13 protein-coding genes and 1 riboswitch are annotated in these 15,399 nt (G+C 36.8%); of the genes, 4 read left to right on the top strand and 9 right to left on the bottom strand.

The window, feature by feature from the left end:
- Positions 1-181 precede the first annotated feature (181 nt).
- Together ABH957_RS19715 and rlmD are read right to left on the bottom strand one after the other, a co-directional pair.
- Positions 182-1,171 (bottom strand): tRNA dihydrouridine synthase, encoded by a 990-nt coding sequence (locus ABH957_RS19715; protein ID WP_063217660.1) that lies wholly within the window; start codon positions 1,169-1,171, stop codon positions 182-184.
- Between the two features lie 201 nt (positions 1,172-1,372).
- Entirely contained in the window at positions 1,373-2,749 is a 1,377-nt protein-coding gene (gene rlmD / locus ABH957_RS19710; RefSeq protein WP_044444283.1) for a 23S rRNA (uracil(1939)-C(5))-methyltransferase RlmD, read from the bottom strand.
- Positions 2,750-2,870: 121 nt separating this feature from the next.
- A riboswitch (purine riboswitch) is annotated at positions 2,871-2,972 on the top strand.
- A 196-nt stretch (positions 2,973-3,168) separates the two neighbouring features.
- Here rlmD and ABH957_RS19705 point away from each other — a divergent pair.
- Complete coding sequence (locus ABH957_RS19705) at positions 3,169-4,365, top strand: NupC/NupG family nucleoside CNT transporter (protein ID WP_002063580.1); 1,197 nt, start codon at positions 3,169-3,171, stop codon at positions 4,363-4,365.
- Positions 4,366-4,411: 46 nt separating this feature from the next.
- Here the strand turns inward: ABH957_RS19705 and ABH957_RS19700 are convergent, their stop codons facing one another.
- Positions 4,412-5,119: a hypothetical protein gene (locus ABH957_RS19700; protein ID WP_404512054.1), complete on the bottom strand. Its 708-nt coding sequence runs from the start codon at positions 5,117-5,119 to the stop codon at positions 4,412-4,414.
- A 217-nt stretch (positions 5,120-5,336) separates the two neighbouring features.
- On the opposite strand from ABH957_RS19700, the gene ABH957_RS19695 reads away from it, so the two are divergent.
- The 3 genes from ABH957_RS19695 to ABH957_RS19685 all read left to right on the top strand — a co-directional run bounded on the left by ABH957_RS19695 (position 5,337) and on the right by ABH957_RS19685 (position 8,052).
- Positions 5,337-5,510 carry a hypothetical protein gene (locus ABH957_RS19695; RefSeq protein WP_404491646.1) on the top strand — a complete coding sequence of 58 codons (174 nt, stop codon included), beginning with the start codon at positions 5,337-5,339 and terminating at the stop codon, positions 5,508-5,510.
- Between the two features lie 113 nt (positions 5,511-5,623).
- Positions 5,624-6,706 (top strand): polysaccharide deacetylase family protein, encoded by a 1,083-nt coding sequence (locus ABH957_RS19690; protein WP_377954386.1) that lies wholly within the window; start codon positions 5,624-5,626, stop codon positions 6,704-6,706.
- 116 nt (positions 6,707-6,822) lie between these two features.
- Positions 6,823-8,052 carry an aminopeptidase gene (locus ABH957_RS19685; protein WP_404512052.1) on the top strand — a complete coding sequence of 410 codons (1,230 nt, stop codon included), beginning with the start codon at positions 6,823-6,825 and terminating at the stop codon, positions 8,050-8,052.
- A gap of 40 nt (positions 8,053-8,092) precedes the next feature.
- Here ABH957_RS19685 and ABH957_RS19680 read toward each other — a convergent pair whose 3' ends face one another.
- The 6 genes from ABH957_RS19680 to ABH957_RS19655 all read right to left on the bottom strand — a co-directional run bounded on the left by ABH957_RS19680 (position 8,093) and on the right by ABH957_RS19655 (position 15,250).
- Positions 8,093-8,416 (bottom strand): DMT family transporter, encoded by a 324-nt coding sequence (locus ABH957_RS19680; protein ID WP_000263259.1) that lies wholly within the window; start codon positions 8,414-8,416, stop codon positions 8,093-8,095.
- A gap of 47 nt (positions 8,417-8,463) precedes the next feature.
- On the bottom strand, positions 8,464-9,915 hold the full coding sequence (gene gabD / locus ABH957_RS19675) for an NADP-dependent succinate-semialdehyde dehydrogenase (RefSeq protein WP_404512050.1): 1,452 nt from the start codon (positions 9,913-9,915) through the stop codon (positions 8,464-8,466).
- Complete coding sequence (locus ABH957_RS19670) at positions 9,908-11,317, bottom strand: APC family permease (RefSeq protein ID WP_071735241.1); 1,410 nt, start codon at positions 11,315-11,317, stop codon at positions 9,908-9,910. Before ABH957_RS19670 ends, gabD begins: the two co-directional genes overlap by 8 nt.
- Positions 11,295-12,677: a sigma-54 interaction domain-containing protein gene (locus ABH957_RS19665; RefSeq protein WP_404457547.1), complete on the bottom strand. Its 1,383-nt coding sequence runs from the start codon at positions 12,675-12,677 to the stop codon at positions 11,295-11,297. The genes ABH957_RS19670 and ABH957_RS19665 overlap by 23 nt, the downstream gene beginning before the upstream one ends.
- Before the next feature lie 306 nt (positions 12,678-12,983).
- Positions 12,984-14,348 carry a 4-aminobutyrate--2-oxoglutarate transaminase gene (gene gabT / locus ABH957_RS19660; protein ID WP_404491647.1) on the bottom strand — a complete coding sequence of 455 codons (1,365 nt, stop codon included), beginning with the start codon at positions 14,346-14,348 and terminating at the stop codon, positions 12,984-12,986.
- Between the two features lie 155 nt (positions 14,349-14,503).
- On the bottom strand, positions 14,504-15,250 hold the full coding sequence (locus ABH957_RS19655; RefSeq protein ID WP_404446955.1) for an HAD family hydrolase: 747 nt from the start codon (positions 15,248-15,250) through the stop codon (positions 14,504-14,506).
- Positions 15,251-15,399: the final 149 nt, after the last annotated feature.

Genomic DNA, 15,399 nt, shown 5'->3' with positions numbered 1-15,399 from the left:
ATAAACATGATAATATCAGTGAAAATCAAGACCAACCTGCCATTTTCAATTTTCTCCTGTATTCTTTTCTTACCCTTGTTTTACATAGAATACCTCACTTACTTATGATACGGTTCACCTTAATTAAAATGGAACAAACACTCATAAAATCGCTACACCCTATCCCTCTAACTTTCAAAAGTTACACTGTTTCACTATCTCCATCCTTATCAACACTCGCCTCAAACTTATCAAGCAACGCACGCACTTCATCAGTTGATTTCGTGTTCATCAATTGATTTCTTAGTTCAGCAGCTCCAGGGAATCCTTTTACATAAATTTTGAAGAAGCGATGAAGCCCTGTGATTGAACGTGGTAGTACTTCTGCATATTGATCTTGAAGGTCAAGCTGCAGTCTTAAAAGGTCAAGGTGTTCTTGACTGCTATGTTCTCTTGGCTCTTTTTCAAAGGCAAATGGATTTTTAAAGATACCTCGTCCGATCATAACGCCATCAATACCGTATTTTTCAGCAAGTTCCATTCCAGTTTGACGGTCAGGAATGTCTCCATTGATTGTTATTAGCGTATTTGGTGCGATACGGTCACGTAATTTTTTAATTTCCGGAATTAGTTCCCAGTGCGCATCTACTTGGCTCATTTCTTCTCTTGTACGTAAGTGAATAGAAAGGTTCGCAATATCTTGTTTGAAAATGTGCGTTAACCAATCCTCCCACTCACTTAACTCTTTAAAGCCAAGTCGTGTTTTTACGCTGACAGGTAGTCCGCCTGCTTTTGCTGCTTGAATAAGTTCTGCCGCAACGTCTGGACGTAGAATAAGGCCACTACCTTTTCCTCTTGATGCTACATTCGGTACAGGGCAGCCCATATTAATATCGATACCTTTAAATCCTAGCTCTGCCATACCAATACTCATTTGGCGGAAATATTCAGGAGTATCTCCCCAAATATGCGCGACAATCGGCTGTTCATCTTCTGTAAAAATTAAACGGCCACGTACACTTTTCATACCTTCTGGATGACAATAGCTATCCGAGTTTGTAAACTCTGTGAAGAATACATCTGGGCTACCAGCTTCACTTACTACGTGACGAAAAACAACATCTGTCACATCTTCCATTGGTGCAAGTACGAAAAATGGTCGTGGTAAATCATTCCAAAAATTATCTATCATTTCAAATTCAAATCCTCTCAATATGAATACAATTTCAAACTCTCAATTTAAAAATATAAAGCCAAATAGCAAAAGTACATTTGGGCATTTATATTTTGTGAAAATCAGCAATATTCATTTTAACTAAAATCGTTGCTGAATGGTATTTTTATAAACCAAAAAGCAGATGGTATAGATTTTTCTATATCAACTGCTTTTTTATTATACCAACTTAAGCCAAGCCACACACTCCACATGAGTCGTATGCGGGAACATATCAACAGGTTGTACTTCCTGTGTTTTATATCCGCCTTCTTCTAGTACTTTTAAGTCGCGTGCTAATGTTGCTGGGTTACACGATACGTATACGACGCGCTTTGGCTTCATGTCGATGATTGTGTTTAGTAATGCTTCATCACAGCCTTTACGCGGTGGGTCTACGACCATTGTGTCGGCGATTACGCCTTCTTTGTACCATTTTGGAATGACTACTTCTGCTTCTCCTACGCCAAATTCAGCGTTTGTCATGTTGTTTAGTGCTGCGTTTCGGTTTGCGTCTTCGATTGCTTCTGGAACAATTTCAACACCGTACACTTTTTTCGCTTTTTGCGCTAGGAATAAGGAGATTGATCCGATTCCGCAATAGGCATCGATTACTGTTTCGTCACCATTTAATTTTGCGTATTCTAACGTTTTATCGTATAGCACTTTCGTTTGTTCTGGGTTTACTTGATAGAATGAACGTGCTGAAATCGCAAATTTAATGTCACCGATAAAGTCATAAATATATTCTGATCCGTACAGTACTGTCGTTTTATCTCCGAAAATAACGTTTGTACGTTTCGTATTTACGTTTTGAACGATTGATTTTACTTCTGGGAATTTCGCAGCGATTTCTTCAATGATTGCTTCTTTATTTGGCAATTCAGCTGTACGTGTAATGAAGACAAGCATAATTTCCCCTGTTACTTGTCCGTAGCGAGCCATTACGTGGCGAAGTGTTCCTTTGTTACGCTCTTCATTGTAAGCCGAAATACCGTGCTTTTCACAAATACGTTTTACTTCTTGAATTAATGTATCGTTTTCTTCCGCCTGAATTAAGCATGATTCCATATTAATGATGTCATGCGTTCCTTGACGATAGAAACCAGCTACAAGTCCACCTTCACGTTCTCCAATTGGCACTTGTGCTTTATTGCGGTATACCCACGGGTTTTTCATTCCAAGTACAGGATGAACAGGAACATCACTTAATCCACCGATGCGCTGCATAACGTCACGTACTTGTTTTTCTTTCGCTTTTAATTGTCCCTCATATGTTAAGTGCTGAAGTTGACAACCTCCGCACTCGTTGTACACGGGGCATTCTGCATCTTTACGATATGGACTTTCTTGATGAAGCTTCATTAAACGACCAAACGCGAAATTTTTCTTCACTTTAATAATTTTAATTTGCGCTTCCTCACCTGGTAATCCGTTTTTTACGAAAATAGGATATCCCTTCACTTTCGCAACACCGGCACCATCATGTGTTAAATCTTCAAACACTACATCTATAAACTCGTTTTTTTCAACTGGTGGCGTCATTTTTATACTCATTTTCCGACCTCTCTTTTTCATAACACTGCGTTACATTTTATCATACTTATATGGTCTATTTCTATTGGAAGAAAAAAAGCTATTGACGATAGTTCTCTAGTAATGTTACGCTACTACTAATTTAATACGGACGATGTTACCTCATATATAGTCGATAATATGGATCGAGAGTTTCTACCCGGCAACCTTAAATTGCTGGACTATGGGGAAAACTAATGAATATTAGCCTATGTATAAAAAAGACTCCTATTGATTAGCTTTCTCTCATAGATGAAAGTGAATCCATAGGGGTCTTTTTTTATTTTTCAAAAAGGTCAGACATCTTACGTATGACATGAAACTTCCATTACTTTATTTTTAGTAATATAACGAGCGTTTTATGTAAAAACTTTATACGAACTTCTGAAAGGGGCAACTACATGCAATATGTAATGAGCATTATCGGTATTCTTGTCGTTTTAGGTTTATGCTTTGCTTTGTCAAACAACAAAAGTAAAATCAACTTCCGTGCAATTGCTATTATGATTGGTTTCCAAATTTTAATCGGTTGGTTTATGTTTGGCACAAAAATTGGTCAACAAATTATCATCTTCATTAGTAAAGTTTTCAACAAACTAATTAAACTTGGTACGACAGGTGTCGATTTTCTCTTTAATGGAATTCAAAGAGATTTTGTCTTTTTCTTAAATGTATTATTAATTATCGTATTTTTCTCAGCACTACTTTCTATCTTTAGTTATTTAGGTGTTTTACCATTCATCGTTCGCGTTGTCGGCGGTGCAATTTCAAAAATTACTGGTTTACCACGCGTTGAATCATTCCACGCAGTAAACTCTGTATTCTTCGGTTCAAGTGAAGCGTTAATCGTTATTAAAAACGATTTACAGCATTTTAATAAAAACCGTATGTTTATCATTTGTTGTTCTGCGATGAGCTCAGTTTCTGCTTCTGTTACAGCATCATACGTAATGATGTTAGATGCGAAATATGTACTAGCAGCTCTTCCACTAAACTTATTCTCAAGCTTAATCGTTTGTTCGTTATTAACACCAGTTGATACGAAAAAGGAAGATGAAGTGATTCAAAAATTTGATAGAACTCTATTCGGAGACAGCTTTATCGGCGCAATGATTAACGGTGCGCTTGATGGTTTAAAAGTAGCTGGTATCGTTGCCGCATTAATGATCGCCTTTATCGGTGTTATGGAAGTTGTAAACTACGTAATCAGCGCTGCTTCAGGTGCAATGGGATATGCTGTTACTTTACAACAAATCTTCGGTTATATACTTGCTCCATTCGCATTCTTAATGGGTATCCCAACTCATGATATTATCCCAGCTGGTGGTATTATGGGTACGAAGATTGTATTAAACGAGTTTGTAGCAATCCTTGATTTAAAAGGCGCTGCTGCAACATTAGATCCACGTACAGTTGGAATCGTTACTGTATTCTTAATTAGCTTTGCAAGTATTAGCCAAATTGGTGCAATCGTTGGTACAATCCGTGCCCTTTCTGAAAAGCAAGGAAGCATCGTATCAAAATTCGGTTGGAAAATGCTATTTGCATCAACACTTGCTTCTATTTTATCTGCAACAATCGCTGGATTGTTTATTTAATAAAAAATCACCTTACGCTTTTAAGTAAGGTGATTTTTTTGATTCCTTATGAAATAGAACGGAATTCAATTACTTCCTCTTTACTAATAAGTTTTCCTTCGTGTATACCTTTTACTGAAATATCAATAATGGATTTATCCTCTCCTTCAAGCTTACCCAAAGAAAATATATAAATTAAATTTTCTTCTTTTAGCATCCATTGCTTGCCATGCCAGGGCCCCGTTATCTTTTGTTCCAAAGATGTTTTTTCTTCTCCAACATACTGACATTCTCCAAACGAAGTTTTTACTATATTTTTCTCCGTATCAATTACTATATTTCGAAATAGCTCTAAGTTTTTGCTTGAAACAATTTCTATCTCATGGTTACTTTTTTGTTTAAATTGCAGTTTTCCATCACTTGTATTAGATAAACTACTATTCTCAACGGCGTTCCTAAAAAAGTTATATTCTTCTTCTGTAATACCAAAATTAGGATGATATGGCTTCACCTGTTTATCTATATGCCCCGATATGTAGTTTACATACCACTCTTTATCATTTTTCACATGATCACTCATTTTTTTAGTAATAGCCTCTACTTTTTTAAGAGTATCACGATCCATCTCAATCGTCATAATATCCGCCGTCACTTCCGCATTCATAAGATGCGGCGGAATATACTCTTCCACACTATTCGCTTTACTCGTTTCACTTTGACAACCGACTATGAATAGCAATATGAGCAGGATATATACTAATTTTTTATACTTCATCTCTGTTCTCCACTCCGTACATCATTCTTGCTTACATTTATAGCGGTTCTTATTATAGTCCAAAATCCTGATATTTCAATAGAAACTACTCTACATATGCAAAATTACATATTAATAAACCTTTCTCTTACTTTAAAATTAACTTAAATCATTTACAAAAATATACAAATTACAAATGAAAAATGTTATAATTTGCAAAAATATATTGGAGGATATTATGAAAGCCCACGCCCTTTTCGACTTCTTACACTTACTAATTTTAAGCATGAAAAGCTATTATGTATGGGGAATGCCAATCTATGTATTTATTATCCCTCTTATTTTTGTAGTAGGTTATATCATTATCAAATCAAATAAAAAACGAACGAATACCTCTATTCAAAGTCATTAACCTACCCTTCACCTAAAAGTGATATGATGAACAAGGGTATATCCCCACCTCTCTTATAGCGGTGGGGATTTTAATGTAAGTATGCAACATAATACACAATAGAAGGTGATTTCATGAGAAAATACGCAGCGATTGCTTTATGTACGTCTGCCATTCTAGCAGGCTGTAACACAAATAATGCTAGCCCAGAACCTGCAAAAGAGAAAAAGGTACAAGAAGTAAAAAAACAAGCAGAGACTGTACAAACACAAGGTAAAATTTCTTATAATCCACTTACGCACGAATCTACAAACGCAAATATTCATATTACAGACATAAAAGATTCTTTAACCGAAGTACAATATAAAATTTGGCGCACTGCTGATGGAAGGGAAAGTGCTAAATCCTTTTCTTCTAAAGAAAAAAATCAACAATTTACACTTCCCTTTGATATAAAAGAATTTGAAGGAAAACGCGGTGAGTACCAAATTGAAGCAACAGGAACAACAGAGGGCGGAAAAGCTATTCCACTTACGAAATCTACTATTACTTTCGAGCAAAAAGTTCCTGTTCTTATGTACCACGCAATTGATGATTATCATGGACAAGGTATTAAAGATTTATTCGTATCGCCTGCTAACTTTGAAGCACAAATGAAGTATTTAAAAGACAATCGTTATACATTATTAACATTTGAACGCTGGAGCGATATAAATAAAGTAAACAAGCCGATTTTCGTTACATTTGATGACGGTATGAAAAATAATATGAATGCATTTCATGTTTTACAAAAACTAAAAGACGATAAATTTAAACCAGCGGCAACGGAATATATGATTGTTGATAACGTTGATGTAGAAGGAGCTCTTTCTACATCTGAAATAAAAGAAATGGTTGATTCAGGTATTTTTTCTGTACAATCTCACACAGCAACACACGCAGACTTGCCGAAAATTACAAACTATGATGAAGAGTTAAAAGGATCAAAAGAAAAGCTAGAGAAAATAACAGGTAAGCCTGTTATCGCAATTGCTTATCCTTTCGGTCATGTAGATGATAAAGTTGTCGCAGAAACAAAGAAACACTATCAATTTGCAACAACAACGAAGCCTGGACAATTCATTACGAAGGGTGAACCTGATGAGTTGTTAAAAATGAAGCGTGTTCGCATACACCATACAACGACTGTAGAACAATTTGCTTCTTCGATTAAATAACTATTAGAGCTCAATACATTTTGAGCTCTCTTTTTACGTTATATTTATATATATTTTTAGAATTTTCTTGTATTATATATAGTAAGAAATCTTTCAAACTAAAGGAGATTATACATATGTCATTTGAACAAACGTTAGAGAAATATGCTGCCCTTGCAGTCAATGTTGGTGTTAATATTCAACCCGGACAAACTTTATCAATCAGTGCACCTCTTGAGGCTGTACAGTTTGTACGCCTAGTTACAGAAAAAGCATATAAATCTGGTGCAAAACACGTATATGTTGATTGGAATGATGAGACGTTAACACGCTTAAAGTTCGATCTAGCTCCTGAAGAAGCTTTCTCTGAATTCCCTTCTTGGAGAGCACATGCTCGTGAAGAATTAGCAAAAGAAGGCGCTGCATTTATGTCCATCTATGCAGAGAATCCTGATCTATTAAAAGGTGTAGAACCAAAGAAAATTGCAACAGCTCATAAAGTAGCTGGAGAAGCGATGAAAGTATACCGTGATTATGTACAAGCAGATAAAGTAAGCTGGTGCGTAATTTCTGTTCCTACGAAAGAATGGGCTGCAAAAGTATTCCCTGACGTAGCGCCAGAAGAACAAGAAACAAAACTATGGGATGCTATCTTCAAAGCTACTCGTGCTGATTTAGAAAATCCTGTGGAAGCATGGAAAGAACATGATGAAACACTACATACAAAAGTAGATTACTTAAACGAAAAACATTATAAAGCTCTTCACTATACAGGCCCTGGAACAGACTTAACAATCGAACTTCCAGAGAAGCATGTATGGGCTGGTGCTGGTAGCTTAAATGAAAAGAACGTAGCATTTATGGCTAACATTCCAACTGAAGAGGTATTTACAATGCCTCTTAAAACAGGTGTGAACGGCCAAGTATCTAGCACAAAACCGTTAGCATTTGCAGGTAATATTATCGATAACTTTACATTAACATTCGAAAACGGACGTATCCTAGACTATAAAGCTGAATCTGGTGAAGAGGCTTTAAAACATTTAGTAGAAACAGATGAAGGTTCTCACTTCTTAGGCGAAGTAGCTTTAGTACCTCATGATTCACCAATTTCAAACACAAATATTTTATTCTACAATACGCTATTTGATGAAAATGCATCTTGCCACCTTGCAATCGGAAATGCTTATGCATTTAACTTAGTTGGCGGAAAAACAATGTCTAAAGAAGAACTTGCTGAAAATGGCGCAAACGCTAGTATTACACACGAAGACTTCATGATTGGATCAGCTGAGCTTGATATCGACGGCATTACAGCTGATGGAAGACATGAGCCGATCTTCCGTAAAGGTAACTGGGCGTTTTAATAAAAATAAAAGGCTATCTTCCACGCCGGAAGATAGCCTTTTATGATGCCGATGACACTTTCAGTCCAATTACTCCTAAAACAATAAAGAGAATACAAAATGCTTGGAATAAATTAATATGCTCTTTAAAAAAGTACACACTAATGATTGTAATAAGTAGCGTTCCCACACCAGACCAAATTGCATAAGCAATGCTTAAATGAATCTTTTTAACAACGATAGCAAACACGCTGAAACAAATTCCATAGAATACGAAAATAAGTACACTTGGAACAAGCTTTGTTAAACCGTTCGATAACTTCATCGCAATCGTTCCAGCTACTTCAAAAATAATTGTTACGAGTAATAATAGCCAATATACCATACTAGAATCTCCTTCTCTGTTACCTTATAGAGATTCTAGTATACTACTTATAGTCCTAACGAAATATGTTTAATTTCTAAATATTCCTCGATACCGAAATGGCCTCCTTCACGGCCGATACCACTTTCTTTAAAGCCACCAAACGGTGCTTGTGCAACTGATGGAAGGCCATCGTTTAAGCCGATAATTCCGTACTCTAACGCTTCACTAATTTGGAATGCTTGGCTAATATCTTTTGTAAAAATATAAGCAGCCAAGCCATACGGTGTATTATTTGCTCGTTCGATTACTTCTTCAACTGTTTTAAATTTCGCAACTGGTGCAACTGGTCCAAATGTTTCTTCATTCATACAAAGCATCGTGTCATTTGCCAATCCAATTACTGTTGGCTGAATGAAATAACCATCTAACTCTGCAAATTTATGGCCACCGTATAAAACTTCTCCGCCCTTTTGAATTGCATCTTCAATATGTTCTTGTACTTTCGAAACTGCATTCGCATCAATAAGTGGCCCTACAGTTGTTCCTTCGCCGAATCCATCTCCAACTTTAAGCTGCTCTACAGCTTTTGTGAACTTCACTGCAAATTCTTCGTACACTTCTTCTTGAACAAAGACGCGGTTTGTACATATACACGTTTGTCCTGCATTACGGAATTTCGAACCAATTACCGCTTCTACCGCCTTATCTAAATCAGCATCATTCATAACAATAAATGGAGCGTGACCACCTAATTCAAGCGAAACCTTTTTCATCGTTTGCGCAGCGCTAGCCATTAATTCTTTCCCAATTTCAGTTGATCCTGTAAAAGAAACTTTTCGAACGCGCTCATCTTCCATCCACGTATCAGCAATTGCTTTTGCACTACCTGTTACAATATTTATTACACCTTTTGGAATGTCTGCTTCATGTGCTAATTCAACTAACTTCAATGCAGTTAATGGCGTTTGACTCGCTGGTTTCACAACTGCCGTACAGCCTGCTGCAAGTGCTGGAGCTACCTTTCTTGTAATCATAGCAGCTGGGAAGTTCCACGGTGTAATAGCTGCCATAACCCCAACTGGTTGCTTCATAACTAAAATACGCTTATCCGGATGAGAAGCAGGAATCATTTCACCGTATATTCTCTTTCCTTCTTCTGCGTACCATTCAACAAAACTATTTGCATAATTCACTTCACCAAGTGCTTCTGCAAACGGCTTCCCTTGTTCTCTCGTCATGATTGCTGCAATTTCTTCTTTATTTTCATCAATGAGCGTGAACCACTTTTTTAACTTTACTGCACGATCCGCTGCCGTTAATTTTGACCATGATTTAAAAGCTTCATGTGCAGCATCAACTGCTTGCTTTGCCTCTGTAATCCCGCCCTTTGGTACAGTTGCAAATACTTCCTTTGTCGCTGGATTATTCACTTCGATTTGTTCTTGCAGTGTAATCCACTCACCATTTATATACATCGCCTTTTTCTCTAAGTTTACGAACGTCGCTTTTTTATCCAATGTTTTCTTCCTCCTCTATATCTTCATTCTCATTAGAATTATTCTTATACTTATCAAACAGCATTCTCATAAAGAAATAACCACCTAAAATCGTCCACCCTAACACCATTAGCCATTCGTACGGCCAAATTAATGCAGCAGGCATCCCTGGCATATACAATAAAATAAAACCAATACTTAATATTACCGCTATACTCCCGACTACTTTTCCATTCTTCACTCGAAACGGTCTAGCCATATTAGGTTCTGTTTTGCGTAACTTTAAAAATGATAAACTAACTAATAAATATGAAACAACAATCCCAAGCCCACCTGCATTTACAATCCATACAAGTGCTGGTCTTCCAAGTAACGGAGCAAAAAATGATAGCATCCCTAGGAACATAATCGCATTAGTAGGTGTTTTATATTTCGGATGTACTTTTCCAAACCAAGCTGGAATCATTTCATTTTTAGCCATCGCATATAACACACGACTACCTCCAATAATAAAAGCATTCCAACTTGTAACAATTCCAGCTAACCCACCAAAGATTAAAATATTCGCAAATATTTTCGATCCAAAAACTGCTCCCATCGCATCAGCAGTTGCCAATTTTGTATTCAGGAGTGCGTTTTGATCTAATGCCATCGAAACTCCAACTGTAATAAGTAGATAGAATACGACCGCACAAACAACAGAGAATATTAAAAGTTTTCCGATTTCTTTAAACGGAAGATTCACTTCCTCCGCTACTTGTGGGATTACATCAAATCCGACAAATAGAAACGGAACCATTATAAGGACAGCCATTACTCCACCTGCACCATTTATAAAAAATGGCTCTAAATTTTTTGTATCTCCGTTGAAACTAGATCCAAAAACGAGCATAATGCCCGTCGCTACAATAAATATTGTAAATATACTTTGAAATACAGCGGCTGTTTTGACACCAAAGTAGTTAATGATTGTAATAAGTAATGCTCCGCCCATTCCAATCATCGCCCACGTCAAGTATACATCCCAGCCTCCTATCGTCCATAAATAAATACTTTGATAATTTGGCAATATATAATCTACCACTGTTGGTAAGGCAACAGCTTCAAAAGTAACAACTGATACATATCCAAGCACCATTGCCCACGATGCGATAAATGCTGATTTTTTCCCAAATGCTTTTTTTACATATAGTAAACCACCGCCTGTTTCCGGCATGGCAGAAGCAAGTTCAGCATATGTTAGTCCAACGAAAATAACAAGTAATCCTCCTATAACGAAAGCAATAACTGCCCCTATAGAACCAGCCGATGTAACCCAATCCCCTGAGAGTACAACCCAACCCCATCCAAGCATAGCGCCTATCGCAAGGAAAAGAACATCAAAACGTGATAGCACTTTTTTAAGTTCCTTCTTCTCCTCCAACTATATAATCCTCCTCTATAAACTTCTTAATTTTCCTAGTAGCAGCAGATTGGCTTATTTTCAAGAATTCTGCGACTTTATAACTGGATCCATGTGTTTTGTATGTTTTTAAGATAATGTTTCGTTCCACTTCTTCTAACATTTTATAGAGACTTTGACCCGATTGCTCCACTGTAGACTCCTGCATCGATATTGGCAAATCTTCTATCGTGACAACATCGTCAGCAGTTATAACAATCCTCTCAATTACATTTTCAATCTCTCTATTATTTCCTTCCCAAGGGTACCCTACAAACATTTGTAACGTACTAGGTGCTAACTTCACATCACGTCCGTACTTTTTATTAAAATGCTGTAAATAATGATAGATGAGCGGCAAAATGTCTTCTGTTCTCTCCCGAAGTGGCGGAATTGAAATTGGAATGACATTCAGACGATAGTATAAATCTTTCCGGAATGTTCCTTGTTTCACCATCGTACTTAAATCTCTATTTGTTGCCGCTACAATTCTAACGTCCACCTTTTTTAATTCTCTTCCGCCTATAGGACGAAACGTTTTTTCTTGCAATACTTGCAAAAGCTTCGCTTGAATTTCAAGCGGCATTTCACCAATTTCATCTAAGAAAAGGGTTCCTTTATGCGCTGATTCTAATAGCCCCTTTTTCCCTTCACGATTTGCACCTGTAAAAGACCCACCTGAATATCCAAAAAGCTCAGATTCGATTAAATTCGTCGGCAATGCCGCACAATTAATTTCATAGAAACTTTCATTCTTCCGGTGACTCACTTCATGCAAATGGCGTACTAATCGGCTTTTCCCCACTCCAGTCTCACCTAATACGAGAACAGTACTATCTACTACAGATACTTTTTTTATTGTTTCGATTATTTTTTGCATAGTGATACTTTTAAAAATAAGTCCTTCGTGTTCATATGTTTCTCTTAATTCTTTTTTATATGTTTTTAACTGATTATCCATTTCCTCTACCTTTTGACGTAATTGATAGAGTTCTGTAAGATCACGAGAATAACTAATCACTCTTCTTAAATTTCCCTCATCATCAAAAACAGGCCTTGTACGAACATGCAAATACTCTCCTGATTTCGTTGTTTGAACAAGTTCAACTGGCCTTTTCTTTTCAATTACTTCTAACGTTGCAGACGGATAAAAAATCCCTTCTTTTTGTAGTTCTTTTACATGCTTTCCTACCAATTCCTTAGCAGAGAGCTGGTAATGTCTTTCACACATGCTATTTACACGTACAACGATTCCTTTATCATCCGTAACAAAAATTTCGTCAAATGCATATTCAAATACATCTTGTAAATCCATCAACACTCGTTCCTTTTCTGCAACCATCCTAGCCACCCCTTACTTTAAATCCATCGATTCACTTCACTACCTTTATTATAAAGTGAATTTTCTGCATTTTATATAGAGTAAGCTAGAATGTTTTCAATTTGTTATTTATACAAATCTATTTATATTTTTCAACACATAATTCGCTGCCTTGAAAAATACAGAATGCCATCGCAACCACACCCTCACTTTGTTTTAGCTTGGCATGGAGCAGGAAAAGGGGCTGATCGATTCTATATATGACCAGATGCTCTCTTCCGCCTAAAAAGAAAAGCTTTATGCCCTTTTTTAAGTTATCCCAATTCTTTAAACACGAGCGATATTTGCTTGCTCATAACAAGCTTGCAATGATTCTTCAATTATTGTTAAACCTTCCTCAAGTTGCTCATCTGTAATCACTAATGGCATTAAAACACGAATAACATTTCCATATGTTCCTGCTGATAGTAGAAGTAATCCATGCTTATTTGCTTCTGCACATAAATTAGACGCTAGTGTTTTATCAGGCGCTTTCGTCTTGCGATCTTGAACGAGCTCGAATGCACACATTGCCCCTAAGCCACGCACATCACCGATGCAATTATATTTGTTTTTCATCTCTTGGAATCGGTTCATTACGACTTTCCCTACTTCTATCGCTCTATCATTTAATTTCTCTTTTTCTATTACATCAAGCACAGCTAATGCAGCCGCACATCCTAGTGGGCTTCCTGCATATGTTCCGCCCAGTTCTCCCGGTGCAGACTCATTCATAATTTCTTTACGCCCAATCACGCCGCTTATCGGTACACCAGCACCTAATGATTTAGATACCGTAATTAAGTCTGGAACGACATCATAATGATCAATTGCAAAGTATTTTCCGGTACGACTAAAGCCTGTTTGAATTTCATCAGCTACAAATAAAATACCGTGCTCTGAACAAATGCTGCGTACTTCTTGAACGAATTTCTTACTTGGAACGATAAATCCGCCTTCCCCTTGAACAGGTTCCATTACAACAGCTGCAATTGTTTCTGGTGCTACTTCTGATATGAAGAAGTTCTTAAACTCTTCAATGATAAAGTCATCATACTGCTCTTCTGTTAACCCTTCTGGGCGACGGTATTCATATGGGAATGGCGCTTTATATACTTCTGGAGCAAATGGGCCAAATCCAAATTTATATGGTTTTACTTTACTTGTCATCGTCATTGTCATTAATGTACGCCCATGAAATCCTTTAGAAAATGCGATAATTCCAGGTCTCTTCGTATATTTACGAGCAATCTTCACTGCATTTTCAACCGCTTCTGCCCCACTATTTAAAAACAGCACTTGTTTATCGAAATTACCTGGTGCTAATGCGGCAAGCTTTTCCGCTAATTCAATATACGGCTCATACATCATCACATTAAATCCAGTATGAATATATTGATCTACTTGTTTATGAAGCGCTTCTTTAACAGCTGGATGACAGTGTCCTACATTAATTGTCCCAATTGCTCCTGCGAAATCAATGTAATGATTTCCATCCACATCTGTTACGAGTGCACCATTTGCAGACTGTACAAATGTTGGAATACCATTACTTACTCCTTTTGGTACTATATTTTGGCGGCGTTCTAATAAAGACGCTGCTTTCGGTCCTGGAATTTGTTCATTTACCTTAGCAAATTTTTTTGTGTTCATTGTGTACCCCATCCTTTTCTATACAATGTTTTCTCTTTATATTGCAAGATGTATGCCAACTTCCTCTTTCTAGTATTCATCCCATTCTCTTACTATCTTGGCATAAAAAAATAAGTCTATAAGGACTCATATAGAGTCCTTATAGACTTATCCATTTATACATTAGACTTTCCTTCTTCCCAAATAAACTCACCTGAATGAGAAATTAAATCTTCAACAGATTGTAATACTAAATCTGCAAGTGGTTCTAACGTTTGACGATCACCCGTACCAGATAGTACGCCAATCGCATAACAGTCGCCACCATTTTTCGCTAAATGTAAATCCGTCGGTGTATCCCCGACGACTGCTACTTCACATGTCTCTAAATTAAATCTCTCACAAAACGATTCTACAATTTTTTTATCTGGCTTCTGTGCTGGAAATGTATCTGAAGCTATAACACAATCAAAAAAAGCTTCCAATTGATATTGCTTTAAAAATAATTCTGTCGGCGCGAAATCATCAGCTGTAACGACACCTAGAATAAACCCTCTATCCTTTAACGCTTGTAAAACTTTCGGTAAATCTGCCGTCATTCTCATATGTGAACGATGCTCGTACATAAGAGCAAACAACTTTTCACTCACCCATTGATGCATCTCTTCTTCTCTAGATGATGCAACATATTTACAAAGCCCCTTGGCCACATCAAGACTTGTTCCAGCAGCGAGCGCACTACGCGGATGAACAAATGCTCCATCTACGCCAATCTCTTTTAATAAAGCCTGCTGCATTGACTGTGGGAGTTGATATAATTTTATACATTCAGCGACAAGCTCTTCAGCTACTTTTATCCAAATTGAATGAAAATCCATTAATGTCCCATCTTTATCAAATAGTATTGCTTTTACCTTCTCCATAGCATCCTACCTCTCATTTCTTATCTCTTCCAGTGTATCAATAAAATATGGATATAAAATAAACGGATTGTAAAAATACCATAAAAATCAAACTAACTTACAATTTACAATTCATCTGCACATAGAGAAACTTTAATCAGTGGGGGAAT

Origin of the sequence: Bacillus sp. RC242 (assembly GCF_044908245.1) — a bacterium.
GTDB lineage: Bacteria > Bacillota > Bacilli > Bacillales > Bacillaceae_G > Bacillus_A > Bacillus_A mycoides.
Note: the sequence above shows the minus strand (reverse complement) of the source record. Positions and strands in the feature narration are given on the sequence as shown.

Coding starts and splice junctions, on each gene's coding strand:
- ABH957_RS19715 (WP_063217660.1), bottom strand. CDS start 1,171: ATGATAGATAATTTTTGGAATGATTTACCACGACCATTTTTCGTACTT.
- rlmD (WP_044444283.1), bottom strand. CDS start 2,749: ATGAGTATAAAAATGACGCCACCAGTTGAAAAAAACGAGTTTATAGAT.
- ABH957_RS19705 (WP_002063580.1), top strand. CDS start 3,169: ATGCAATATGTAATGAGCATTATCGGTATTCTTGTCGTTTTAGGTTTA.
- ABH957_RS19700 (WP_404512054.1), bottom strand. CDS start 5,119: ATGAAGTATAAAAAATTAGTATATATCCTGCTCATATTGCTATTCATA.
- ABH957_RS19695 (WP_404491646.1), top strand. CDS start 5,337: ATGAAAGCCCACGCCCTTTTCGACTTCTTACACTTACTAATTTTAAGC.
- ABH957_RS19690 (WP_377954386.1), top strand. CDS start 5,624: ATGAGAAAATACGCAGCGATTGCTTTATGTACGTCTGCCATTCTAGCA.
- ABH957_RS19685 (WP_404512052.1), top strand. CDS start 6,823: ATGTCATTTGAACAAACGTTAGAGAAATATGCTGCCCTTGCAGTCAAT.
- ABH957_RS19680 (WP_000263259.1), bottom strand. CDS start 8,416: ATGGTATATTGGCTATTATTACTCGTAACAATTATTTTTGAAGTAGCT.
- ABH957_RS19665 (WP_404457547.1), bottom strand. CDS start 12,677: ATGGTTGCAGAAAAGGAACGAGTGTTGATGGATTTACAAGATGTATTT.
- gabT (WP_404491647.1), bottom strand. CDS start 14,348: ATGAACACAAAAAAATTTGCTAAGGTAAATGAACAAATTCCAGGACCG.
- ABH957_RS19655 (WP_404446955.1), bottom strand. CDS start 15,250: ATGGAGAAGGTAAAAGCAATACTATTTGATAAAGATGGGACATTAATG.